General features: G+C 74.0%; 19 protein-coding genes and 2 pseudogenes. 10 read left to right on the forward strand and 11 right to left on the reverse strand.

Translation table 11 applies throughout. The features are described 5' to 3' along the window. Positions 1 to 114: 114 nt before the first annotated feature. A pseudogene (locus ABZ497_RS31185) lies at positions 115 to 270 on the forward strand (DUF4345 family protein); the annotation flags it as partial. Between the two features lie 929 nt (positions 271 to 1,199). On the opposite strand, the gene ABZ497_RS31190 reads toward ABZ497_RS31185, so the two are convergent. Next, a complete protein-coding gene (locus tag ABZ497_RS31190) occupies positions 1,200 to 1,721 on the reverse strand; it encodes a TerD family protein (protein WP_359810058.1) in 522 nt (173 codons plus the stop codon). Between the two features lie 257 nt (positions 1,722 to 1,978). Then, positions 1,979 to 2,242 (reverse strand): annotated as a pseudogene (locus ABZ497_RS31195) (2Fe-2S iron-sulfur cluster-binding protein); the annotation flags it as partial. A gap of 329 nt (positions 2,243 to 2,571) precedes the next feature. On the opposite strand from ABZ497_RS31195, the gene ABZ497_RS31200 reads away from it, so the two are divergent. Beyond that, positions 2,572 to 3,579: a PHP domain-containing protein gene (locus tag ABZ497_RS31200; protein ID WP_359810060.1), complete on the forward strand. Its 1,008-nt coding sequence runs from the start codon at positions 2,572 to 2,574 to the stop codon at positions 3,577 to 3,579. 95 nt (positions 3,580 to 3,674) lie between these two features. On the opposite strand, the gene ABZ497_RS31205 is transcribed toward ABZ497_RS31200, so the two are convergent. Beyond that, positions 3,675 to 4,064 (reverse strand): STAS domain-containing protein, encoded by a 390-nt coding sequence (locus ABZ497_RS31205; protein WP_359810063.1) that lies wholly within the window; start codon positions 4,062 to 4,064, stop codon positions 3,675 to 3,677. A 164-nt stretch (positions 4,065 to 4,228) separates the two neighbouring features. Here ABZ497_RS31205 and ABZ497_RS31210 point away from each other — a divergent pair, with 164 nt between their 5' ends. Further along, positions 4,229 to 5,320, forward strand: coding sequence for a glutamate--cysteine ligase (locus ABZ497_RS31210; protein WP_359810066.1), 1,092 nt, complete (start codon positions 4,229 to 4,231; stop codon positions 5,318 to 5,320). A 75-nt stretch (positions 5,321 to 5,395) separates the two neighbouring features. On the opposite strand, the gene ddaH is transcribed toward ABZ497_RS31210, so the two are convergent. Further along, positions 5,396 to 6,283 carry a dimethylargininase gene (ddaH, locus tag ABZ497_RS31215; protein ID WP_359810069.1) on the reverse strand — a complete coding sequence of 296 codons (888 nt, stop codon included), beginning with the start codon at positions 6,281 to 6,283 and terminating at the stop codon, positions 5,396 to 5,398. A gap of 339 nt (positions 6,284 to 6,622) precedes the next feature. Between ddaH and ABZ497_RS31220 the strand changes: the two genes are divergently transcribed. Together ABZ497_RS31220 and ABZ497_RS31225 are read left to right on the forward strand one after the other, a co-directional pair. Then, complete coding sequence (locus tag ABZ497_RS31220; protein ID WP_359810071.1) at positions 6,623 to 6,790, forward strand: hypothetical protein; 168 nt, start codon at positions 6,623 to 6,625, stop codon at positions 6,788 to 6,790. Between the two features lie 205 nt (positions 6,791 to 6,995). Beyond that, on the forward strand, positions 6,996 to 7,991 hold the full coding sequence (locus tag ABZ497_RS31225; protein WP_359810073.1) for an iron-containing redox enzyme family protein: 996 nt from the start codon (positions 6,996 to 6,998) through the stop codon (positions 7,989 to 7,991). A 268-nt stretch (positions 7,992 to 8,259) separates the two neighbouring features. Here ABZ497_RS31225 and ABZ497_RS31230 read toward each other — a convergent pair whose 3' ends face one another. The 4 genes from ABZ497_RS31230 to ABZ497_RS31245 all read right to left on the reverse strand — a co-directional run bounded on the left by ABZ497_RS31230 (position 8,260) and on the right by ABZ497_RS31245 (position 16,866). Further along, a complete protein-coding gene (locus tag ABZ497_RS31230) occupies positions 8,260 to 8,439 on the reverse strand; it encodes a hypothetical protein (protein ID WP_359810076.1) in 180 nt (59 codons plus the stop codon). A 145-nt stretch (positions 8,440 to 8,584) separates the two neighbouring features. Further along, positions 8,585 to 11,035 carry a SpoIIE family protein phosphatase gene (locus ABZ497_RS31235; RefSeq protein ID WP_359810079.1) on the reverse strand — a complete coding sequence of 817 codons (2,451 nt, stop codon included), beginning with the start codon at positions 11,033 to 11,035 and terminating at the stop codon, positions 8,585 to 8,587. A gap of 59 nt (positions 11,036 to 11,094) precedes the next feature. Further along, the gene (locus tag ABZ497_RS31240) at positions 11,095 to 15,390 is read right to left on the reverse strand and encodes a HAMP domain-containing protein (RefSeq protein ID WP_359810082.1); all 4,296 of its coding nucleotides are present in this window, start codon (positions 15,388 to 15,390) and stop codon (positions 11,095 to 11,097) included. 549 nt (positions 15,391 to 15,939) lie between these two features. Then, the gene (locus ABZ497_RS31245; RefSeq protein ID WP_359810085.1) at positions 15,940 to 16,866 is read right to left on the reverse strand and encodes a SigB/SigF/SigG family RNA polymerase sigma factor; all 927 of its coding nucleotides are present in this window, start codon (positions 16,864 to 16,866) and stop codon (positions 15,940 to 15,942) included. A 231-nt stretch (positions 16,867 to 17,097) separates the two neighbouring features. Here ABZ497_RS31245 and ABZ497_RS31250 point away from each other — a divergent pair, with 231 nt between their 5' ends. Further along, a complete protein-coding gene (locus tag ABZ497_RS31250) occupies positions 17,098 to 17,496 on the forward strand; it encodes an STAS domain-containing protein (protein ID WP_359810088.1) in 399 nt (132 codons plus the stop codon). Between the two features lie 216 nt (positions 17,497 to 17,712). Beyond that, the gene (locus ABZ497_RS31255; protein WP_359810091.1) at positions 17,713 to 18,135 is read left to right on the forward strand and encodes an ATP-binding protein; all 423 of its coding nucleotides are present in this window, start codon (positions 17,713 to 17,715) and stop codon (positions 18,133 to 18,135) included. Between the two features lie 74 nt (positions 18,136 to 18,209). On the opposite strand, the gene ABZ497_RS31260 is transcribed toward ABZ497_RS31255, so the two are convergent. The 3 genes from ABZ497_RS31260 to ABZ497_RS31270 all read right to left on the reverse strand — a co-directional run bounded on the left by ABZ497_RS31260 (position 18,210) and on the right by ABZ497_RS31270 (position 21,664). Further along, the gene (locus tag ABZ497_RS31260) at positions 18,210 to 18,914 is read right to left on the reverse strand and encodes a metal-dependent hydrolase (RefSeq protein ID WP_359810094.1); all 705 of its coding nucleotides are present in this window, start codon (positions 18,912 to 18,914) and stop codon (positions 18,210 to 18,212) included. Between the two features lie 514 nt (positions 18,915 to 19,428). Beyond that, a complete protein-coding gene (locus tag ABZ497_RS31265; protein WP_359810097.1) occupies positions 19,429 to 19,902 on the reverse strand; it encodes an SRPBCC family protein in 474 nt (157 codons plus the stop codon). A gap of 124 nt (positions 19,903 to 20,026) precedes the next feature. Next, positions 20,027 to 21,664: an NAD(P)/FAD-dependent oxidoreductase gene (locus tag ABZ497_RS31270; protein WP_359810100.1), complete on the reverse strand. Its 1,638-nt coding sequence runs from the start codon at positions 21,662 to 21,664 to the stop codon at positions 20,027 to 20,029. A gap of 254 nt (positions 21,665 to 21,918) precedes the next feature. Between ABZ497_RS31270 and ABZ497_RS31275 the strand changes: the two genes are divergently transcribed. The 3 genes from ABZ497_RS31275 to ABZ497_RS31285 are packed head-to-tail and all read left to right on the forward strand — an operon-like array spanning position 21,919 to position 23,824. Continuing rightward, positions 21,919 to 22,680 carry a hypothetical protein gene (locus tag ABZ497_RS31275; protein WP_359810103.1) on the forward strand — a complete coding sequence of 254 codons (762 nt, stop codon included), beginning with the start codon at positions 21,919 to 21,921 and terminating at the stop codon, positions 22,678 to 22,680. Positions 22,681 to 22,682: 2 nt separating this feature from the next. Continuing rightward, complete coding sequence (locus ABZ497_RS31280) at positions 22,683 to 23,180, forward strand: phage holin family protein (protein ID WP_359810106.1); 498 nt, start codon at positions 22,683 to 22,685, stop codon at positions 23,178 to 23,180. Beyond that, a complete protein-coding gene (locus ABZ497_RS31285; RefSeq protein ID WP_359810109.1) occupies positions 23,156 to 23,824 on the forward strand; it encodes a DUF3618 domain-containing protein in 669 nt (222 codons plus the stop codon). Before ABZ497_RS31280 ends, ABZ497_RS31285 begins: the two co-directional genes overlap by 25 nt. The last annotated feature ends 17 nt before the right edge of the window (positions 23,825 to 23,841 follow it).

The following is a 23,841-nucleotide window of genomic DNA, read 5'->3' on the forward strand; positions in this document are numbered from 1 at the left end:
CGCCCGGGGGCGGGGGGCGGGGGCCCCCGCCTTCGCGTCTCCGGCCGGGCCCGCCCGGTTGGGGCGGGCCCGCCCCTACCGCCCGGCCCGGCCGGCCTCAGCGACTGAAGAACGGGCAACGCCTCCCTCCCCGGTGCGGGCGCCGCCGGGACGACGAGCGGCAGCCTGGGGCGCTTCTTCGGGGCGATCTTCGCCGGGTACGGACTGGCCTGGTTGTGGGTCGCCCGGCAGCGGCCGATCCCGGCGACGGCCGTGCGCGGGCCGGCCGGGGCGGGAGCTGGAGCTGGAGCCGGGGGTGCGGCAGCGGTGGGGGACGGCTCCGGTCGGCGGGTCGTGATCTTCACCCGGGCCACCGAGTACGAGTCCGATCGGGTCGACGTCCTCCACGGTCAACCTCCGCACCATGGTCCCCTGGCGTGCCGGCAACCCGACCGCGGCCCTCCCGACGGTGTTCAAGCTCGTCGAGTCCGCACCGGTCGACGGCGCGCAATCACCGGCGCTCACCTGGTCCCCCCGGTTCGTACCGGCACCCGCTTCGACGATGGCGTCCGGGGCCCGGCGCGGTGCGGGTCACCTCCGTCGCGCTGCGGGTGGCGCGGCCGTTGAGGCCCACCTGGGTGGGAGTCAGGGCGAGGGCGTGCCGGGAGGTGATCTTCTCCGGCAGGTCGAGGGCCACCTCGGGGCCGTCCTTGCGGTGGCGCACTGCTCCTGGTCCGCGGCTGGCCACTGACCCGGCCGGGGGACGAGGAACCTCGCCTACCTCGCCCGGTTCCCGCAGATCGGCCCGGCCGTTCCCGACTCGGCACCCGATGAGTACTACCGCAGCGGCCGCCGCCAGGCGGTGGTGCTGTCCGTTCCCGGGTACGCCGCCGAACAGGCAGTGTTGGCCATAGCCGTCCACACCCATCCGTCGGGGGCGACGGTCCTCACCGTCACCGGGGAGCTGCTGGAGGGCGCCGCTGACCGATCGAGCCATCGGCGCGGTGGACCGGGGGTTCGGGGCCCCGGACTGTTCCAGAAGCATTCGGCATCCGTCACGTCAGAACGCTCCACAGCCCCGGGGCCGACCGGAGAGACCAGCCCACTGTCGCACCGTGACAAGATCCGAACCACGGGGGAGACGGCCCGCACCGCATGGTGTCGGCAGGAGTTGTTCAAGGCATCCCGGCCTACTCCTGCCCGACCTTCTGCAACAGGTCTCAGGTGCCCATGATCCTCGCGAAAGTCGCCGGATCGGCATCGAAGCCGTAGACGCCGGGCTGGAATCCCCAGGCCCCCGAGCTGTCCCGGACGAACTCCGCGACCCTCGCCGCTGTTGCCTCACCGGCGCCGGCGAAGTCCACAGCCGCGAACTCATCGCGCCCGTTCCGGATCTTCACCACGGGGTTCGCTATGTCCCCGAACGTCAGTCGGCCGGCGTTCTGTTGGATGGCGACGCCCACGACCACCCGGACGTAGCGGTCGGCCAGACGGTCGAGCTCCAGGACGAGGCGTTCGTCGACGCCGAGGCCCTTGCCGTCAAGGCTGTCGCGGGTGAGGGTGATCGTGCCGTCGGGAGCGCGGTTGTCGAAATGAACCAGGTAGGCGGGGGCGCCGGACGGGGCGGCGGCGGTGTATGTCGCGGCGACGAGGTCCAGATCGTGGCGGGCCGAGCCTGCGGGACTCGGATCCCACAACAGGCCTACTTCGATCCGTTCCAGACCCTTGTTGAGACTGCTCACCGGACTGTCCCTTCGTCGTCGCACCGACCGGATCTGCGCTGTTGCGTACCAGTCCTTGGCGGTTAACAGCATTGCCATAATATGTAATTGACATACTATCAATAGCAGTCGGCGCCTCGGGCCGACACGGGCGTGACCGTGCTCATCATCGAACCCCAGATCCGCCCTCTGACCTACCCAGACTTCGGGCCCCGCGAGACCTTCGCCGCCCCGCCAGCGGCCGCTGGCTGACCGGCGGGGTGCGGCCCGTCCGGACCGGCCAGACCCTCCACGGTCGTGACGGCGGCGCCGTCCTGGGCGACGGCCGGCAGCAGGCAGCGGTTGACCCGCCGTCCGTCCAGCAGCACGGTGCAGGCGCCCCACTGGCCGTGGTCGCAGCCCTGCTTCGCGCCGGTCAGTACGAGCCGCTCGCGGAGCACGTCGAGGAGCGTGGCCCGGTGGTCGACCACGAGCGTGTGCGCCCGGCCGTTCGCGGTCAGGGTGATCTCGCTGCCGGTCGGCAGCGTGTGGGTGGGGTCCATGGGCCACGCATTCCACCGGGTGTCCGGGAGGACAACTGTGGATCCTCGCGACCACCGCTTCGCCGCACGTTCCGTCCCCCTTCAGGGGCATCCGGCACCCGCGGGCACCCGTCTCCCGTCGGCACCCGGTGGTGGCCGGTGGCCCTGGTCCGCCGTCCGGTGTCCGCACGGCCTGGGGACCGTGTCGGGGCCCCCGTCCCGGGTAGGCGCCGTGCGGTGCTCCCGCCGGCGAGGAGAGGGCCGTGCCCGGCGCGGCGGGATCCGGGACACCCGGGGGCGCCGCGATCCGGGCCGGGTGGCGCCGGCCCGAGGAGAGGACCCGTGGTGCCATGGACCCGACCGAAGCACTCCGGCGGATCGCCTTCCTGCTCGAATGGCGCGGCGCCTCCCCTTACCGGGTCCGGGCCTTCCACACGGCGGCCGACGCGGTCGGAGCACTGCCCGTCGGCCCGGTCGACGCGGCGGCGGCGGGCCGGCTGCGCGGCGTCGGCCCGGTGACCGCGGAGGTGATCGCCCAGGCTTCGGCGGGCGGGACACCCGCCTACCTCGCGCGGCTGGAGTCGGACGTCGGCCTGGCCGCCCGGTCCGGCTGGGAGCTGGTGACCGCGAGCGCCGGGGACTGCCACATGCACTCCGACTGGTCCGACGGCGGCAGCCCGATCGAGGAGATGGCGGATGCCGCCCGCGCGCTGGGGCACCGCTGGGCCGTGCTCACCGACCACTCGCCGAGGCTCACCGTCGCGCACGGCCTCGGCCCGGAGCGGCTGCGGCTCCAACTGGAAGCGGTGGCGGCCGTCGACAGCCGCCCGGGGGCGCTGCGGCTGCTCTCCGGGATCGAGTGCGACATCCTGGACGACGGCTCGCTGGACCAGACGGAGGAACTGCTCGGCCGCCTCGACGTGGTCGTGGCGTCGGTGCACTCGAAGCTGCGCGCCGAACCGGGCCCGATGACCGCCCGGATGGTGGCGGCGGTGGGCAACCCCTACACCGACGTGCTCGGGCACTGCACCGGTCGGATCGTCACCGGCCGGGGCCGGCCGCAGTCGCGTTTCGACGCCGCTGCCGTCTTCCGGGCCTGCGCCGAGGCCGACACGGCGGTGGAGATCAACTGCCGGCCCGAGCGGCGGGACCCGCCCGACGACCTGCTGCTGCTGGCGGCAGAGGCGGGCTGCCTGTTCGCCGTGGACACCGACGCCCACGCGCCGGAGCAGTTGCACTGGCAGAGCTCCGGCTACGCGCGCGCCGCACGCATCGGCCTGGGGCGGGACCGGCTGGTGACGACCTGGCCGCGCGAGCGGCTGCTGGAGTGGACCGGCCGGTCCCGCGCCCGGGCCTGAGAGCCCTGACCGGCCGAGCGGGTCGGACGACCGTCACCGGCCTGCCGGGGGCGTGCCTGCCGTCGCCGCGGGCCGCGGCCGGAGGGGCCGGCTGCTCACCCCGCGCCGCTGCGCGTCCGCGCCGGGCGGATGTCCGCCGCCCCCGGGTGGACGGCGAACACCGTCGCCGTCCCGGTCGTGTCCAGGACCCGCCACACCCTCGGCCGTACTCCGGCCAGGCGCAGTGACGTACCCGCACGCTCGGCCTCCGACCGCAGGAGCAGGAGGGCGTTGAGCCCGGTGGAGTCGCAGAAGCCCACGCCCCGCAGATCGACCGCGAGTACCTCGGGCGGCGGGGTCGCGGCCAGCCGTTGTCGCAGTGCGCCCTGGAGCGTCTCGGCGGTCTGGATGTCCAGTGCGCCGTTCACGGTGCACACGACCACGCCGTCGCGTTCCTCGGAGCACGAGACCGCGAGCAGTCCTCCCGTGGAAGCCCTTCCGGTCATGGTGAACACCTCCAGCCGCGACGTCTACCCTTGCGGGCCCATCCGAACCGCGGCCGCCGCCCTCCGGCTGCTCCCCGCCGGCCGGGCCGGCGGGGAGCAGCCGGGGCGCAGGGGGTGCCACGGCCACCAGGAGTGGACGCCGGAGCGGCGGGTATGCGCGAGACATGATCACCCTTGGAGTGGAGGAGGAGTACCTCCTGCTCGACCGTTCGGCCGGCACCCCCGTCGCACGTGCCGCACAGGTGCGCCGGGCGGCCGACCTGCAGCCCGCGATGGACCACGGCGAGGTGCAACGCGAGCTGCTGCAGGCGCAGTTGGAGGTAGCGACGCCCGTCTGCCGGGAACTCGACGAGATCGGCGGACACCTCGTCCGGATGCGGCACGCGCTGGGCGAGGCGGCGCGCCAGGACGGTTGCCTCCTCGCGGCCTGCGCGAGTGCGCCGTTCACCGACCGGCTGCCCGTGCCGGTGACCGACACCGCCCGTTACCGGGCCATCCACAGCGACGCTCGGCGCCTCACTGACGAGCAGCTCATCTGCGGCATGCACATCCACCTGGGCATCCCCGACCGGGCCACCGGCGTCGCGCTGCAGAACCGACTGCGGCCGTGGCTTCCCCTGCTGGTCGCGCTGGCCGCGAACTCGCCGCTGTCCCAGGGCACCGACACCGGCTTCGCCAGTTGGCGCACGGTGGTCTTCAACCGCTGGCCCGTCAGCGGTCTGCCGCCGTTCATCGACGGCCCCGAGGAGTACGACCGGCGGATCCGGGCCCTCGTGGAGGACCGGTTGATCCCGGACACCGGCCAGATCTACTGGCACATCAGGCTCTCGGAGCGCTACCCGACCGTCGAGATCCGCGCCATGGACGTCCAGCTGCGCCCGGACGAGGCGGTGATGCTCGCCGGTACCGTCCGTGCCCTCGCCACCCGGCTGCTCGGCGAGGAGATACCCGGCCCGCCGGCCGCCGCGTTCCGGCCGGAGACCCTGGACGCGGCCCTGTGGCGCGGCGCCCGCCACGGTTGCGCCGATGAGGTCTTCGACCCGCTCCACGGCGGGCTGCGGGCGTTCGGCGACGCGGTCGCCGCCCTGGTGGAGTTCACCGCCCCCGCGATGGGGGACGACGGCAGGCACATCACCCCGGTGCTGGAGCGGGCCCTGCGCGAGGGCAACGGAGCGGTCCGCCAGCTCGGCGAACTGCGCCGCGCCGGCCGCGAGGGTCTGGTCCGCATGATCGCCGACCAGACCACGGGGGCCTGAGCCCCCGCCGGGCCGCGTCCGGCCCGCGCGGGGCCGCCGCCTCACAGGGCGTGTTCGGCCGCAGCGGGGGAGGCTTCAGGCGGCCTCCCGGGTGTCCTCGGCCACCTCGGCGTCCCGGCGCAGCCGGATGGGCTCGCCCTCGGCGCAACCGTGCAGGTCGAGCGTGCAGCACTTGGCGGCGCCGCCGGCCTTGAGGAACTCGCCCATCCCGACGCCGATCGGCTGGAACCCCCGCTCCTCCAACTGCGCGGCCAGCCGGACGGCGGACGGGGGCAGGACGACGTGGCGGCCGTCGGAGACGGCGTTGAGGGCGAAGGCCTCCGCCTCGGCGCGTTCGGCGAGCAGGGCGTCCGGGAACAGGGCCTCCAGCGTGGCGCGGGCCGCCGGGTCGAAGGCGCCGGGGTAGTACATGGCCTCGGTGTCCCCGAGTACGGCCAGCGCGGTGTCCAGGTGGTAGAAGCGGGGGTCGGTCAGGGTCAGTGTCACCACGGGGAGTCCCAGGAGGGCCTGGACCTCGGCGTGGGCGGCCGGTTCCGTACGGAATCCGGTCCCGGCCAGGAGCAGGCCGGCGGCCGGCAGGATGTCGCCCTGGCCCTCGTTGACGTGGCCGGCCGTGGCGACCCGGCGGAAGGTCCGCTCGGTGAACCACTGCCGGTAGGCGTCCGCCTCCGCCGCGCGCTCCGGGTGCCGGAACCTGGAGACCAGCACGCGCTGGTCGACGACGCTCGCCGCGTTCGCCGCGAAGACCATGTCCGGCAGACCCGGGCGCGGCTCCACCAGGCTCACGCTGTGCCCCAGGTCGCGGTACAGGCTCACCAGGCGTTCCCACTGGCGGACCGCCCGGGCCGAGTCGACCGGCCGGGCGGGATCCATCCAGGGATTGATCGCGTAGTCGACGGCGAAGTACGTCGGCCGGCACATCAGGTAGTGGCGCTTCCGTGCGGTTCGCAGAGCTGGTGACATCGACGCCCCCTGTGGTCGTGGCGACGCGCCGGGATCGGCGCCCGTCCCCGAGGGCCGCTGAGCCGGCCGCTCGGGCGTGTGCCCGAGCGGGCCCGGGCCGAAACGGCGCGTCCGGGCGCCGCTTGGGAGCGGCCGCGACTGGGCAGCCGCCAGGGTGCCGATCCCGCTCACACCGATCCCGTCCACACCGACGCCGGACGGACCGGCCCCAGTCACACCGGCCCCGGTCACAGTGGCACCGTGCCGTCCGAGCGCGGTCCGCCGCCCGGACGGTCGGGAGCGGTGCACCCCGGCCGGCCCCCGGGCGGTGCTCGGCAATCGACGGAAGGCGGTCGGACCATGGTCTGGGTTCTGTTGCTGGTGATCGCGGCGATCGTGCTCGGCCTGATCGGCGCGGTCGCCGAAGGTCTGGCGTATCTGCTGGTCATCGGCGTCGTGGTGTTCCTCGTGGCACTCGCGGTGGCCGCGTTCCGGGTCCGGCGAGCCGGTCGGCGGCCGATGCGCTGACCCGGTCCGGCGGGGCCGGGCCGGCTGCTCACTCCGACGGGCCGCAGGTTAGTCCGGGCGGATGCCGGGCAGCCGCTCGGACGGACAGGGACGTCCGACGACAGGAGACGGGCATGATGCGACAGCGGGGCCGGACGGCGTTCACCGGGACCGAGGAGCGCCGGGCAGCCCGGCGAGGGGCCCCGGACGGCCTTCGGAGCGGGCGGTGAAGGCTCTGCCCGAGGCCCGGGGCCCGCTCTCCGGCGCCGTACTCGAAGCCGTCGCGGCCGGCCCGCCGGGCTCCGGCCGGCCGGTCGTGGCACCGGGGCCGCCCTCGGACCCGTGGGGGGAGGACCACCAGCTCGCCCTCCACCTCTGCTACGACCTGCACGACCGCGGTCTGGCGGGCGTGGACCCCGACTGGGAGTGGGATCCCGCCCTGCTGGCGTTCCGGCGGGAGCTCGAAGTGCCGTTCCTCGCCGCCGTCCGGGAGCAGGCGAAGCCGGCGGAGCGGGTCGGTGACGCCCTGGAACAGCTGCTGACCGAGCCCGTCGACGGCTCCGGGCCGTCGCACTACCTGCTCGCCGAGGGCGAGCGCTGGCAGGCCCGGGAGTACCTGGTGCACCGCTCGGTCTACCACCTCAAGGAGGCCGACCCGCAGCTGTGGATGATCCCCCGGGTGCACGGTCCGGCGCAGGCGGCCCTGATGGCGGTCGCGTTCGACGAGTACGGCGCGGGCCGGCCGGACCGCGCCCACGCCCTGCTCTTCGCCCGGATGATGGCGGACCTGGGCCTCGACCCCGGCTACGGGCACTACCTGGACCGCGTTCCGGCCCCCGCGCTGGCGGTGGTCAACCTGATGACCCTGTTCGGCCTGCACCGGTCCCTGCGGGGCGCGGCGGTCGGCCTGTTCGCCGTCGTCGAGGTCACCTCCTCGCCGGGTTCCGCCCGGCTGGCGGCCGCCCTGGAACGGCTGGGCGCGGGGCCGGACGGCACGCTCTTCTACCGCGAGCACATCGAGGCGGACGCCGTTCACGAACAGCTGATGCGGCGCGGTGTCATCGGAGAGCTGCTCGCGAGCGAGGCGGAGCTGGAGCCCGACATCGCGTTCGGCATCGCGGCGGCCGAGGTGGTGGACGACCGGTTCGCCGCCCACCTGCTGGAGCACTGGAAGGCCGGCCGCAGTTCGCTGCGCTCACCCCTGCCGGACGGGCCCGCCTGAGCCCGGCCCGACCCGACCCGACCGGGCGGCCCCCTGACGGACCGGAGGGCCGGGGCGCCGTCGCCGACCAGCCCGACCGCCGCCCACGCACGCCGGACGCTCGGCCGGGAAAGCCCCGGCCGAGCGTCTCTGCGCGCTGCTCGCGGCCTTGGCCCACCGGTCAGGTGGTGCGACGACCGCTGGAAACCGCCCGAAACGGCCCGGCCGCCCGCTCGGCCGGCCCGAGCCGCCCGGCGTCGGGAGGATCCGGCGCCGGGCGGCTCCGGCGTCAGGGCGCCCGGACGTCCGCCCCGGGAGCCTCCGGCTCGTCGTCGTCCTCCTCCGAGCCCTCGGCCTTGGCCCGCACGTCCGCCGGGGTGGGGGCCGTGACGGACCTCTCCTCCGCGGAGCGGTCCCGTGCCTGCTCACCGTCCCGTACCTGTACCTGCTCGTCGTCCGGGGTGCTCATGGCGTGTTCCTCTCGCTGCGCCGCTTCCCCCGCCGGGGGAGCGGGGCGCCAGGCGGCTTCCCCGCTCCCTCTGTCCCGCACGGAGCCGGGGTCGCGTAGGCACCCGGCCGGCGGACTCCGCGAAGCTCCGGCGGGGCCCGACGGCTCAGCGGACCGTGATCCCGATCAGACAGGTGTCGTCGTCGGTGTCGGAGCTGCTGTACCGCAGGAGGTGGTCGAGCCGGCGGTCGAGCTCCGCGACGCCGTCCGCGTCCCCGGCGGTGCTCAGCAGGTCGGCGAGCGACTGCTCCAGGGAGCGGTCCCGGCGCTCGATCAGGCCGTCGGTGTACATCATCAGGGTGTCCCCGGCCTCCAGCCGGATCTCCCCCTCGTCGTAGTCGGCCTGGTCGATCGCACCGAGCAGGATGCCGGCGACGGTGGGCAGCTCGGTCGCGCGGCCGTCCCGCACCAGGATGGGCGGGAGGTGACCCGCCCTGGCCCACCGAAGGGCCCGGGTCCGCGGATCGTAGAGGGCGCAGACGGTCGTCGCGGTGACGTTGTCGGTGAGGTGGTGGGTCACGGTGTTCAGCCAGCCCAGGAGCTGGCCAGGGCCGGCACCGGTGGCGGCCAGCCCGCGCAGGGCGTTGCGCAGCGCGACCATCCCGGTCGCCGCTTCGATGCCGTGTCCGGCGACGTCGCCCACGCACAGCAGCACCTGGCCGGTGGGCAGGGCGAGGGCGTCGTACCAGTCGCCGCCGACCAGGTGGTCCTTCTCGGCGGGCCGGTAGCGCACCGCCACGCGCAGGTCGTGCAGGTCCAACGGGCCGCGGCTGGGCGGCATGATGGCGTGCTGCAGCTGCAGGGCAAGCCGGTTGCGTTCGGCGGCCTGCTGTTCGGTGTGGGCGAGCTGGTCGCGGGTGGCGGCGAGGGCGACCTCGGTCCAGTGCTGGGCGGAGACGTCCTGGTAGGCGCCGCGGACGGCGACGATGCGGGCGTCGGCGTCGAGGACGGGCTCGGCGACCACCCGGATGTGCCGGGCGATCCCGTCGGCGCGCTGGAGGCGGAAGGCCGTCGAGGCGGGCCGCTGGTGGTGTAGCAGGGTGCGCAGGAACCGGCCGATGGCATGCCCGTCGTCGGGGTGCGCATGGGTCGGCAACTGCTCCAGCGGGACGGGTTCGGCGTGCGGGGGGAGGCCGTGGAGGTCGAACAGGGTCTCGTTCCAGGCGATCTCGCCGGTGTGCAGGTTCTCCTCGAAGCCGCCGATGCGCCCGAGGCGCTGGGCGTGCTGGAGCAGGTTGGCGACCCGGGCGGTACCGTCCTCGGTCCGCCACACGACGACCGCGTAGGCCCCGTGGCGGCTGATGCTCACCCGGGCCCGGGTGGTCAGCCGGACGCCGTCCACCAGCGCGGACAGGATCATCCCCGGCGAGCGGAAGGACTCGCCGGTCGCGAGGACGTGTTCGATCATCTCGAAGAGGCCGCCCGGCTCGGCGGCCAGCGGGTAGGCCTCCAGCAGCCGGGCGCCGACGATGGCGCTGCGCGGCCGCCCGGCGAAGTCCTCGAAGCTCGGGTTGAGGTGCTTGATCAGGTAGTCGGTGGCCCGGCCGGACGCGTCGACGTCCGGGTGCATGATCAGGCAGGGGTCGTTCAGGCCGTGGACCAGTTCCAGCAGGTCGGTGGTCTCCGGGTCGGTGCCGCCGTTGGTGTCGACGACGGCCGGGCGGGACTCCAGGGCGGTGACGCACAGTTCCGCCAGGGCCTCGAACTGCCGTTGCAGCGACTGGGACTGCGGAGGCAGGCCGCCGCTCCAGCAGACCTCCAGGACGCCGGTGATCCGGCCGCCCGCGCCCGCCGGTACCGCCAGCCGTCCGCCGCCGAACTCCCGCTGCCCGATCGAGGGGAGGCCCGCGGCGGCCAGCGACTGGTAGGTCGCGGTGGCCCGCTCGGTCAGCGCGCGGCGCGCGGGGACGGGCACCCCGGGCGGGACATGGCGCCAGCGCCTCGCCTCCTCCTCCGCGAAACCGGCACTGCCGGCCAGTGTCAGGGACTGGTCGGAGTTGGCCGCCCAGATCGCCACCGCCTGCGCTCCGAGCGGCCGCAGCGCGTGTTCGAGGGCGGACTGCGCGACGGCCTGGACGTCGTCGGCCCCGAGCATGCCGGTCTCCGCGCTGCGCAGCCGAACGCCCACCGACGGCTCGCCGGTGGAGGCCAGGAACTCGCGGGCGAGGTCCGCGATCCGGTCGTGCGAGGCCTGGTTGACCAGGTCGGCCGCCAGCTCCAGGACGGACACGTTGGACTGGCCCGCCAGGTCTTCGAGCTGCCGGAGGGCGTCGGCGGGGCCGTAGCCCAGGCGCTCGACCAGGATCCCCTTGGCGAGTTCGATCAAGGCCCGGCCGTCCGCCTCGGCCCGCGCCAGGGTGAGTTCGCGGCGCAGGCGTTCGACGGTGGTGGTCAGCCGGCCGATGACACCGGAGTCGGCCGGCTTGTCCGGAGGCCGGCCGACCGGCGACCGCTGGGCGACGACGGACTGGGCGGGCATCCGGTTCACCACGTCGCCGTGGTGCGGCGCGGGGTTGGGGCGGTCGTCTGCGTCCCGAGGCGGTTGGCGGTCGCGCATCGGTATCTCCTCGGGTTGCACGGTGTCGGGTCGAGTGGCCTGGTCCGGTGGGGGTCGCGCTACGGCCTCAGCCACCGCTCGATGCAGGTGATCAGGTCGCGCGCGTCGACCGGCTTGGTGACGTAGTCGCTGGCCCCGGAGGCGAGACTCTTCTCCCGGTCACCCATCATCGCCTTCGCGGTGACGGCGATGATCGGCAGATCGGTGTACGCGGGCATGGCGCGGATCGCGGTGGTGGCGGCGTAGCCGTCCATCTCCGGCATCATGACGTCCATCAGGATCAGGTCGACACCGGCGTTGCGGGTGAGGGTGTCGATCGCGGCGCGGCCGTTCTCGGCCTGCAGCACCCGCATGCCGTGCAGTTCCAGGATCCCGGTCAGTGCGTACAGGTTGCGGTCGTCGTCGTCGACCACCAGGACGGTCCGTCCGGCGAGCGAGCCGTCGACGTCCTGGGCGAGCGGGGTGGCCGGGTCCTCGGCACGGACCAGCGGCAGCACGTCGCCGGGCTGCTCCGCGCTCAGGTGCAGGGCGATGCGCTCGCGCAACTCGTCCAGGCTGGAGAGGAGTTCGAGCGGCTGCACGGTGGCGCGCTGTTGCAGGAGCCGCTCCTGCTCGGCCCCCAGGCGCCGGTTGTTGTGCGCCAGGACGGGCACGCTGTGCAGCGCGGCGTCCCGTGCCATCTCCTCCAGGAAGTCCAGCGCCGCGCCGTTCGGCAGGTCCAGTTCGAGGACCACGCAGTGGCACGGCGTCGCGGCGAGGGTCTCCGCCGCCTCCTGGGCCCCTACCGTGGTGATGACCTCGACCGCCCCGCGCGGTCCGCCGAGGTCGGCGTGCCCGGTCAGGTCGGCGACGGCGCTCTCCGCGACGAGGGAGAGCAGGCCGCGCTGCCGCTCCTCGATGACCAGCAGCCGCTTGGGCTGGGCGACCTCCGGCGTGCCCGGCTGCCCGGCCTGCTCGTCCTGGCCCGGCCGGGCCGATTCGGCCGGGCCGGGCTCCAGGGCCTCCCGCGGGGCCTGGCCGCTCAGTTCGACGAACTCCGCCCTGGCCGCGGGCAGGTAGAGCGAGAAGGTGCTGCCCTGACCCGGGGTGCTCTGCGCGGTGATGGCGCCGCCGAGGAGGAAGGCGATCTCCCGGCTGATGGACAGACCCAGGCCGGTACCGCCGTACTTGCGGCTGGTGGTGCCGTCGGCCTGCTGGAACGCGCCGAAGACGCTCTCCAGGTGCTGGGGGTCGATCCCGATGCCGGTGTCCACGACGTGGAAGGCGACCACCGGACCGTCGTCGCGGCGGGCGACCTCGGGCAGCTGCGCGCCGTCCGCGAGCTCGATGCGCAGGTCGACGCTGCCCCGCTCGGTGAACTTCACCGCGTTGGACAGCAGGTTGCGCAGGACCTGCCGCAGCCGGTAGTCGTCGGTGAGCAGTTCGGCGGGTACTCCGGCGGCGGTGGTGACCTGGAAGGCCAGGCTCTTCTGGCTGGTCAGCGGCCGGAACGTGGCCTCGACGTAGTCGAGCAGCTGGCGCAGCGGGATGCGCTCCGGGGAGACGTCCATCTTCCCGGCCTCGACCTTCGAGAGGTCGAGGATGTCGTTGATGAGCTGCAGCAGGTCGGAGCCGGCGGAGTGGATGATCCCGGCGTACTCGACCTGCTTGGCCGTCAGGTTGCGGGTCGGGTTCTGGGCGAGCAGCTGAGCGAGGATCAGCAGGCTGTTGAGCGGCGTGCGCAGCTCGTGGCTCATGTTGGCCAGGAACTCCGACTTGTAGGTGGAGGCCAGCGACAGCTGGTGTGCGCGGTCCTCCAGCTCCTGGCGGGCCTGCTCGATCTCCAGGTTCTTGGTCTCGATGTCCCGGTTCTGGGCGGCGAGCAGGGCGGCCTTGTCCTCCAGTTCGGCGTTGGAGGACTGCAGCTCCTCCTGGCGGGCCTGCAACTCCGCGGATCGGACCTGCAGTTCGGAGGTGAGGCGCTGGGACTCGCCGAGCAGCTCGTCCGTCCTGGCGTTGGCGACGATGGTGTTCACGTTGACGCCGATGGTCTCCATCAGCTGTTCCAGGAAGGCCTGGTGCACCGGGGTGAAGTCCTGGAGCGCGGCGAGCTCGATGACGCCGAGCACCTGCTCCTCGACGACGATCGGCAGCACGATCAGCGAGGTCGGCTCGGCCCGGCCCAGGCCCGAGGAGACGCTCACGTAGCCGGCCGGCAGCCGGTCGACGGCGATCGTGCGCCGGCTGCGGGCGGCCTGGCCGACGAAGGACTCGCCGAGCCTGAACCGGGTGGGGCTCGCGCCGGCGGGGAAGGCGTAGGACCCGATGAGGTTGAGGAAGGTGGCGCCGCCGGTGTCCTCGGCCAGGTAGAAGGCGCCGTACTGGGCGGCGACGAGCGGGGTGATCTCGTCCATGATCAGCTCGGCGACGACGGGCAGGTCGCGCCGGCCCTGCATCAGGGCGGAGATCCGGGCGAGGTTGGACTTGAGCCAGTCCTGCTCCTCGTTGGCCCGGGTGGTCTCACGCAGGGACTCCACCATGAAGTTGATGTTGTCCTTGAGGTCGGCGACCTCGCCGGAGGCGTCCACGGTGATCGAGCGGGTCAGGTCGCCCTCGGCGACCGCGCTGGTGACCTCGGCGATCGCGCGGACCTGGCGGGTGAGGTTGCCGGCCAGCTCGTTGACGTTCTCGGTGAGCCGCTTCCAGGTCCCGGAGACGCCCTCGACCTCGGCCTGCCCGCCGAGCCGGCCCTCGCTGCCGACCTCGCGGGCCACCCGGGTGACCTCCGCGGCGAAGGCGCTCAGCTGGTCGACCATGGTGTTGATGGTGGTCTTGAGCTCCAGGATCTCGCCCCGCGCGTCCACGTCGATCTTGCGGGTGAGGTCGCCCTTGGCGACGGCGGTGGTGACCTGGGCGATGTTGCGGACCTGGCTGGTGAGGTTGTGCGCCATGAAGTTGACGTTGTCGGTGAGGTCCTTCCAGGTGCCGGCCACGTTCGGGACCCGGGCCTGGCCGCCCAGGGTGCCCTCGGTGCCGACCTCGCGGGCCACCCGGGTCACCTCGTCCGCGAACGCGGAGAGCGTGTCGACCATGGTGTTGATGACGCCGGCCAGCGCGGCGACCTCGCCCTTGGCCTCGACGGTGATCTTCTGCGAGAGGTCGCCCTTGGCGACGGCGGTGGCCACCTGGGCGATCGAGCGGACCTGGCCGGTGAGGTTGGAGGCCATCACGTTGACGTTGTCGGTGAGGTCCTTCCAGGTGCCGGAGGCACCGCGGACGGTGGCCTGGCCGCCGAGGTTGCCCTCGGTGCCGACCTCGCGGGCCACCCGGGTCACCTCGTCCGCGAAGGCGCTCAGCTGGTCGACCATCGTGTTGATGGTCTCCTTCAGCTCCAGGATCTCGCCGCGCGCGTCCACCCGGATCTTCTGGGAGAGGTCGCCCTGGGCGACGGCGGTGGTCACCTCGGCGATGGAGCGGACCTGGGCGGTGAGGTTGTCGGCCATGACGTTGACCGATTCGGTGAGGTCCCGCCAGGTGCCGGAGACGTCCCGGACGTCGGCCTGGCCGCCCAGGCGGCCTTCGGTGCCGACCTCGCGGGCCACCCGGGTCACCTCGCCGGCGAAGGCGCTCAGCTGGTCGACCATCGTGTTGATGGTCTCCTTCAGCTCCAGGATCTCGCCGCGCGCGTCGACGTTGATCTTCTGGGACAGGTCGCCCTTGGCGACGGCGGTGGCCACCTGGGCGATGGAGCGGACCTGGGCGGTGAGGTTGCCGGCCATGAAGTTGACCGAGTCGGTGAGGTCGCGCCAGGTGCCGGAGACACCCTTGACGTCGGCCTGGCCGCCGAGCCGGCCGTCGGTGCCGACCTCGCGGGCCACCCGGGTCACCTCGCCGGCGAAGGCGGACAGCTGGTCGACCATCGTGTTGACGGTGTTCTTGAGTTCGAGGATCTCGCCGCGGGCGTCGACGGTGATGGTCTGCGACAGGTCGCCCTTGGCGACGGCGGTGGCCACCTGGGCGATGTCGCGGACCTGGGTGGTGAGGTTGCCGGCCATCGCGTTGACGGAGTCGGTGAGGTCCTTCCACGTCCCCGACACGCCGGGCACCTTGGCCTGGCCGCCGAGCCGGCCGTCGGTGCCGACCTCGCGGGCCACCCTGGTCACCTCGGAGGTGAACAGGGAGAGCTGGTCGACCATGCCGTTGAACACGGTGGCGATCTCGCCCAGCAGCCCGTCGGCATCGTCGGGCAGCCGGGTGCCGAAGTCGCCGTCGCGTACGGCGGTCAGCCCGGCCAGCAGCCGCCGCAGGTCCGGTTCGCCGACCTGCGCGGTGTCGCTCGTCGTGCGCTGTGCCTGGGACTTCGTCGTGCCCGCCATCGGGACGTCGCTTCCTCGTCAGGTGCCGGGCCGAAGGCCCGCCACAGTCACCGCCCGCTCCGGCCTCGGACCCGGCCGAGGGCCGGGCCACACGGCCGCGCAAGGCACCAGTCCGTACCGTCAGGGACGGTACTCCACCTGTTCCGCCAGGGTGAACTCCCCCGTCGGCCCGGGGCCGTGACCCCGCTCACGTCGGGCCGCACGCCCCCACGGGGTGCGTCCGCCCTGGTCCGCGGGCCAGGGCGGACGCACCCGGCACCCCCGCAAGGCCGTGCGTTCCGTCGGCGCCGGCCGGAGGGCGACCCCGCGCCGCGGTGGCGCGTCGCCCCGGCCGACCTGTCGCCGCCGTTCTCCCGCGACGCCGGGCCGCTCCGGAAGCACCGGGGCGGGTGCCGGTGATCCTGATCACCCGCTTCGCCGCCGGTGCGACCGACGCCGCCCGCTCCCGCCGCCGCACGGTCGGGAACACCCCGGGACCCCCGAAAGGGGCGCCCGACGGCTCGTCGGGCGCCCCTCCCATGCCGTCCGCGAGTGGCTCGGGAGCATCGCTCAGGCGTCGGCCAGGAGTTCGGCGCGCAGGCCGGCCAGGATGCGGTTGAGCAGCCGGGAGACGTGCATCTGCGAGATGCCGAGCCGGCGGCCGATCTCGCCCTGGGTCAGCTCGGCGCCGAAGCGCAGGGAGAGGATGGTGCGGTCGCGCTCCGGCAGGGCGGCGATCGCCGGCTTGAGGGTCTCCAGGCAGAGCATGAGCTCGTAGGCGCCCTCCTCCTGCGCGACCCGGTCCGCCAGCGGGTCGCCGCCGTCCGCCCCGAGGGCCGGGGCGTCGAGGGAGCTCGCGCTCTGCGCCTGGGAGGCGATCAGGCCCTCGCGCACCTCGTCCTCGGTCAGGTCCAGCTCGGCGGCCAGCTCGGCGGGCGCGGGGACGCGGTCCAGCAGCTGCTCCATCGCGTCGCTGGTCTTGGCCAGTGTCAGCCGCAGCTCCTGTAGACGGCGGGGGACGTGCACCATCCAGCCGGTGTCGCGGAAGAAGCGCTTGATCTCGCCCCGGATGGTCGGCAGCGCGAACGTGGAGAACTCGACCTCGAACGACGGGTCGAAGCGGTTGACGGCCTTGATCAGACCGATCGTGCCGACCTGGACGATGTCCTCGATCGGCTCCTTGCGGTGGGCGAACCGGTTCGCCGCGAACTCCACCAGCGCCATGTTCAGTTCGATCAGGGTGCCGCGTACGTAGGAGTACTCGGCGCTGCCCTCCTCCGCCGCGCGCAGGCGGACGAACAGGGCCTTCGACAGCTCGCGCGCATCGGCGGGGCACACCTCGACCAATCGGTCCGCCTCGATCCCCAGCCGCGCGGCCACCCGGACGAGGTCGGCCGAGGACGTCACCGCGTCACCGCCCGCCACCGGTGCGGTAGCGGCGGTCGAAGAACTGCTGGTGCGGGCACTGGTCGAAGGGCGGGACACGACGGTCGGCATGCCCTCTCCTCTGCTGGGGGTCATGTGATCGGGTACGACGCGGCTCACGTGCCCAGCCTCACCCGGATCAGGCCTCCCCTTGCGGAAAGGCCCCACTATATTCACATTGCCCGCACATTCGGGTGGTGCTGCTCGACTGTCCCGCCCGGAGGGCGTACCTTGCGGTCGGATGCCGCCGTACCGTCGTACGGGCAGACACGGCCCCACTCGACAGAAGGAGGACGGAGAGCGATGCCCCACGGCGTCCCCGAGCCGGAACCGGCCCCCCAGCAGCCCGGCGAGGACTCGCGCACCGTGCGCCTCAGGGCCGATCTGCGAACCGAGGACGGTGCGGTGGTCGTCTCGCCGGTCGGCGAGCTGGACTACGACAGCGTGGCGCTCCTGCGCGCGCAGCTCCACGAGGCGATCGGACAGGCCCGGGAGCGGGTCGTCGTCGACTGCCATGGCTTGTCGTTCTGCGACTCCACCGGCCTCAACCTGCTGCTCAACACCCGCGCCGAAGCGGAACGCGCGCACCTCACCCTCGTCCTGGCCGGCCTGCAGTCCTCGGTCGCCCGAGTGTTCGAGCTCACCGGGGCGCAGACGGTGTTCGACATCCGTGCGGACCTCGGTTCGGCTCTCGCCCGATGACGCCGGGTACACCCGGGCGCCGGAGGGCGGCCCGTGGACCGTGCGGCAGCCGTCGGGGGGCGGCGGGGCCCGGTGCACGTCACCGGTGTCTCCTGCGAACCGGCGGGCACACGAGGAAGCAAAGGCCGGTTGCCACCCGGTCCCGGTCGGTCGTCGGAGTGAGGACAGATGAGTGCCAGTGAGTACCGGACGGCGAGCCGGTCGGTGATGCCAGGGATGCCTCCCACCGGTCAGGTCCGGAGGCTGACCCTGGACGGTGCGGCAGGTGCGGTCGGACGCTGTCGCGACCGGACACGGGCCGCGCTGGAGGACTGGGGATGGCTGCCCACCACCGATCCGGACCAGCAGGCCCGGGCCGACGACGTCCTCCTCATCGTCTCCGAGCTCGCCACCAACGCCTGCCAGCACGCCGGCGGGCCGGACCAGCTCGTCCTGTCCGCGAGTGCCGGCACCCTCCGGATCGAGGTGCTGGACGGCTCCGACGAACCGCCGCGGCCCCGGTTGCCGCACGAGCCGACCCGCATCGGCGGGCACGGCCTGCACACCGTCGAGCTGCTGGCCAGCCGGTGGGGGCACCTCCCGCGGGCCGACCGCCCCGGCAAGGCGGTCTGGGTCGAGATCGACCTCCCGCAGGGCTGAGCGGCGTCGGTCGGCGCCGCCGGCCCCGCCGGGGGCGCGCCGTCGTCCGGGCGGGTGGCGGGGTGCCGCCCGGCTCAGCTGATCGGCAGGGTTCCGGGGAAGACCGTGCACCAGAGCAGGACGAAGGTCGCGATCGTCATGAGGGGGGCGAGGAACTTGGTCTCGACGCCGTTTCCGGTGCGCTTGATCAGCGGTATCTCGTAACGCCGTCCGTACGGCCAGAACAGCGGGATGCCCCGCCTGGTCAGGAAGTCACCGAGCAGGTGTGCCAGGACGCCCAGGGTCACCGCGCACGGCAGCCAGTACCGGGCGTTCGGCAGCCAGGAGTCCAGGCCGGCCGCTCCGAGGGCGGCCAGGCCGGTGGGCAGTGCCCAGGTCGCCGGGCCGTTGCCGGGCGGGTGCAGGTGCAGGGCCCGCAGGGCCAGCGCCAGCAGGCAGAAGGTCAGGCCCAGGACGAAGCCGCGGCCCAGATGGGCGATACCGGCCCAGGTACCGGCGCCGGCGAGGGCCGCGAACAGCAGCGAGTGGGTCGCGTGGCGATGGCCCCCGCTGACCCGGCCCAGCACGCGGCAGAGCACCCCGGACACCGGCCCGAGGAAGTGGGCGAGCGTGCTGTCGTGGTGGTCCAGGTCGGGCAGGAGGGCGGCGCCGGCGCACAGGACGGTGCCCATCAGGAGGTCGGCGGGCCCGAACCCGGGTCCGACCAGTTCGACGGGGAGATGGCCCGACGCCGCCGCGAACAGCAGCCCTCCGCTCACCGCGTGCGAATGTCCCATCATGGCGCGCCCCCACCTTCGTCGCTCCTCTCGACCGCCGCTCCCCTCGACGGACCGCGCGACCGGCCGGACCCGCGCCCGACGGCGCGTCGACTACCCGCGATCTTCGTGTCGAAGCGCCCCCGGGCCGCGGGTGACGTCCGGTGCGGACCCCTGAGTCCGTACCGTCTCCGGTACCGACGACGACGGGAACGGCACGTACGCCGCCGCTCCGGGCGCCGGTGCGCCCGCTCCGACGGTCCCCGGGAAGCCGGCCCCGCCCGGCTCTCCACGGGCCGTCACCCGCGCCCGTGATCCCTGCCGCCGGGGGCGGGGATCGCGGTGCGACCGGTCCGGCCGGTGGCGCGGCCCGTGGGCGGCGGCCCGGTCGGCGCGGCGCGGAACTGCACTGGCAGGTATGACGGATGGCATCTCCGGCATCCCGGCCCTCGCCGCGCTCCGGCAGCCCGCGCCGGGTGTCGTCGACCGTGTCCCGTCCCGATCGTCGCGGTCCGGTTCCGGCCGGGCCGGCGCGTGCTCACCCCGGGCGGTGGTTCGGCGCCGCCCCGGCGGTCTGCTGGTGCTCCCGGACCGCCACGCGGGCCAGGTTGCCCAGCAGCCGGCGGTTGCGCAGGTGCAGCAGCAGCTCGCTGGGCGGCCCCTGGAGCCGGCTTCCCGGGCCGGTGAGGGGGTGTTCGTCGAGGAATACCAGGGTGTTGGCGCCCCACGGGACGAGGGTGAACGCGATGCGGGCGGCACCGAAGGGCTCGGCCTTCGCCTCGAGTTCCAGGCGGGTGCCGGGTTCGCAGATCCGTACCACGCAACGGTCGTCCACGGTGAGCGGCCCGATACCGGCCCGGAAGTGCAGCAGGGTGCCGACGGCCGGCCAGTCGGCGTCGGCGTGCTCGATGTCCCGGGTCCCGACCACCCACTCGGCGTAGTTGCGGCCGTCGGACAGGACGCTCCAGACCGCTTCCGGTGGGCATTCGATGAACTGCTGGCGCCGTGCCATGCGACTCCTCCTTCGTTCGTCCCGGACCCGCCGGGCTCCGCGCTGTCGTCGCTCCCGCGATGCCGGGCGTCCGGCGCCCCGCCAACGCCGGTCCGGCGGGGCGGAGCACCCGGCAGGGAGAACCTCACTCGTGCTGTCCGCGGCGGCCCGACAGCAGCCGCTGGGCCGCGGCCAGACCAGGCGCCAGCACGCGACCGGCCAGCAGCCGGTGCGAGCGCAGCGCCGCGCGGGCGGCGTTGGCCCCGCAGGCCCCGTGGACACCACCGCCCGGGTGGGCGGACGACGAGGCCAGGTAGAGCCCTGCCACGGGCGTCTCGGGGCGCCCGGTGCCCGGTACCGGGCGGAAGACCAACTGCTGGTGCGGCGCGGTGGTGCCGCCGTTGATCGCGCCGCCTACCAGGCTGGGATCGCGCTCCTCCAGGAGGGGCGGGGTGAGCACGCGCCGGGCGACGATACGGTCCCTGAAGCCCGGGGCGAACCGTTCCACCTGGTCCTCGATCCGCTCCGCCATCGCCTCGGTCTCGCGGGTGTCCCAGCGGCCGGTAATGCCGGCGTCCCCCAGGTCGTCCCTGATCACCTGGGGGACGTGGGTGTAGGCCCAGGCGGACTCGGTGCCGGCGGGGGACCTGCCGGGATCGGTGGTCGTCATCTGCCCCAGGAGCGCGAACGGGCGGCGCGGCAGCCGCCCCGTGCTCAACTGCAGCGCGTAGTCGCTCAACTCGTCGAGGTCGGCGCCCAGGTGCACCGTCCCGGCCGCGGCCGCCTCGGGCGCGGTCCAGGGGATGGGGCCGTCGAGGGCCCAGTCGACCTTGACCGTGGAGAAGTCCCACTGGAAGCGCCGGAGATCCGCGCGCGTCCGGGGCGGCAGGTGCTCCCACCCCACCAGGGCGCCGTAGAGGGTCGGCGCCGGAACGTCCGCGAGGACGGCACGGCGGGCCCGGTGGGACTGGCCGTCGGCGGTGCGCACGCCCAGCGCGCGGCCCCCGCGCACCACCACCTCCACCACCCGGGCGTCGCAGTGCACGCTTCCGCCCGAGGCCTCCAGCCGCCGCACCAGCGCCGCCGTGAGCGCGGCCGCGCCGCCCACCGGGGCGGGCCAGCCGACCTGCTGGCCGAGCATCGCCATCAGCCAGCCGAACGCGGCGCTGCCGACGCTCTCGGGCAGCAGGTCGGCGTGCAGGGCGCAGCCGGCGAGGAGGAGACCGGCGCCGGGTTCGGTGAACTCCTCCTGCGCCAGGCGCCGTACCGGGAGGGTCAGGAAGCGCAGGGTCCGGAGCCCGTCCGCGGCCCGCAGCCGGGCGGCCATCGCGACCCCCGCCCTGACCGGGGGGAAGGGGGTGAACAGCGACCTCACGAGGTGCGGGTCGAGGTCCTCCCACAGCTGGGAGAGCCGCTGCCACGCCTCGGCGTCGGCTCCGCCGAAGGCGCTCTCCAGCCCGGCGCAGTTGGCGGTCACCCCGCGGTGCAGGGTGGCGCACCGCCCGTCGGGCAGGGGATGGGCCAGCACGGTGGGCGCGTGGCTCCAGCGCAGGCCGTGGGCGCCCAGGTCGAGCGCGCCGATGGCGGGGGAGGCGGCGGCCAGGGGGTAGAAGGAGCTGAACACGTCGTGGACGTAGCCGGGATGCACGCCCCGGTCGCTGCGGACGGCGCCGCCGGGTTCCGACTGGCTCTCCAGGACCTCCACCTGCCAGCCGGCGTCGGCCAGGATGTTGGCGGCCACCAGCCCGTTGGGGCCGGCGCCGATGACGATGGCGTCAGGCATGACTCTCCTCGTGCCGGTGCCCTCTCCCCGTGCAGCACGCTACCCCGGGCGCGGCCGAACGGCCCGGCGAAGGAGCCGCCGAACGGCCCGGGCACCCACCGTGGTCATCACCGGGTGCGACCGGTCGGCGGTTCGGGCCGGTCCGGGCGGCCCGCGCCGGCGCCGCCCGGTCGGGTCGGACGAACGCGGTTACGCCTCCCGATGCCGGGCAGGCGCGGCCCAAGGACGATCCGACCGATGCGTGAGGAGGAGCCTTGAACGAGTACACGGGCCCGGTGGGTTCGAACCAGGAAGAGGACGCCACAGTGGCGGGTGCCGCTGTCCGCAGCGTGCGGGACAAGGCCGGCGGTGGTGCACAGGTGGTGGCCGACAACGTGGGCGAGGCCGTGGGTACGGCCAAGGACCAGGCATCGGAGGTGGTCGGCGAGGCGGGTGCGCAGGTGCGTGACCTGCTCGCCGAGGCTCGCGATCAGGTACAGGAACAGGCCCGGGCGCAGACCGGACGACTGGCGGAGAACGTGCGGCGGCTGGCCCACGAGCTGCGGGACATGGCCGACCACGGGAAGCCGGACTCCGCGGCCACCGCCGCGGTGGGCCAACTGGCCGACGGCGGCCACCAGATGGCCGACCGGCTGGAACGGCGCGGCCCCGACGGTCTGTTGGAGGACGTGCAGGACTTCGCGCGCCGTCGGCCCGGGGTGTTCCTGGCCGGTGCCGCGCTCGCGGGCTTCGCCCTCGGCCGCACGGGCAAGGGCGTCGCGGCGGCCGGGAGCACGTCGGCCCCCGGCGGGGAAGGGCGCGGTGGGCGAGAGTACCCGCCGCCCGTCCCGGTGACACCGCCGAGCCCGGCGGCGCCGCCCGCGCCCGGGTATCCGCCGGCGAGTCCGCTGCCCACCGGCGGCGGCGTCGCGCCGGGCCCGTACGAGGACTACGGCCAGTCCCAGCCGCCCCACGTCACACCCGCCTACGGCCAGGACCCGGCCTTCGGCCGGCGGCCGCCGGCGCAGGGGGTCTAGCGATGGCGATCTCCTATTCCGAACAGGCCGCCAAGGCTCCGGCGGCGGGCCCCGCTCCCACCGGCGGGCCCTCGAGCCCGCCGCCGTACCCGACCGGGGCGACGGCGGCCCCGCCGGCAACCGGGAACCAGTCACTGGGCGATCTGATCAGTGAGATCACCGACGATCTGAGCAGACTGGTGCGCGACGAGATCGACCTCGCGAAAGCGGAGGTCAAGCAGGAGGCGGTGAAGGCGGGTAAGGCGTCCGGGATGCTCGCCGGGGCCGGGTACGCGGGCCACCTGGTGCTCGTGCTCGCCAGCCTGACCCTGGTCTTCGCGCTCGGCAACGCGATGAACCTGGCGTGGGCCGCGCTGATCGTCACCGCCCTGTGGGCGGTGGTGGGCGCCGTGCTCTACCGCACCGGGCGCAAGCGCCTGAAGGACGTACGCCTCACTCCCGAACAGACCCTGGAGACCCTGAAGGAGGACGCGGCATGGGTGCGACACCCGACGAGCTGAGGAGTGAGGTGGAGGCGCGCCGTGCGCACCTCGCACGCAACGTCGACCGGCTGGCCGACAAGGTCGCCCCCGGCCGGGTGGCGCACCGCCAGGCCGAGGCCGCACGGGACAGGATCACCGGAATCAGGGAGCGAGTGATGGGCACCGTCCACGACACCGGATCGTCCGCGCAGCGGGCGGCCGCCGCGACCGGCGAGGGCGTCGAGCAGCTCGGCGAAACCGCCAAGGAGACCGCCGCCCAGATCGGCGACGCCGTCCAGCAGACCCCCGCCCAGGTGCGTCGCCGGACCCAGGGCAGTCCTCTGGCCGCCGGCCTGATGGCGTTCGGCGCCGGCCTTCTCGCGGCGGCGCTGCTGCCGACCAGCAAGGTCGAGGAGCAGGGCGGCGCCAAGCTGCGCGAGCACCCGGAGCTGCTGGAGCCGGCGAAGCAGGCCGCCGTCGAAGCCGTCCAGGAGGTGCGCGACGAGCTGCGTGAACCGGCCGGCGACGCGGTGCGGGCGGTCAAGTCCACGGCCCAGGACGCCGCCCAGACCAGCAAGGGGGCCGCCCAGGACGCCGGGCAGCGCACGGCGCACGACCTGAAGGCCGCCGGGCAGGAGGCGGCGGACGAGATCCGCCACCAGGGGCAGGGCGGCCAGGGCTGACGTTCCCTGGCCAAGCT

Source organism: Kitasatospora sp. NPDC005751 (assembly GCF_040630835.1).
Taxonomy (GTDB): Bacteria; Actinomycetota; Actinomycetes; order Streptomycetales; family Streptomycetaceae; genus Kitasatospora.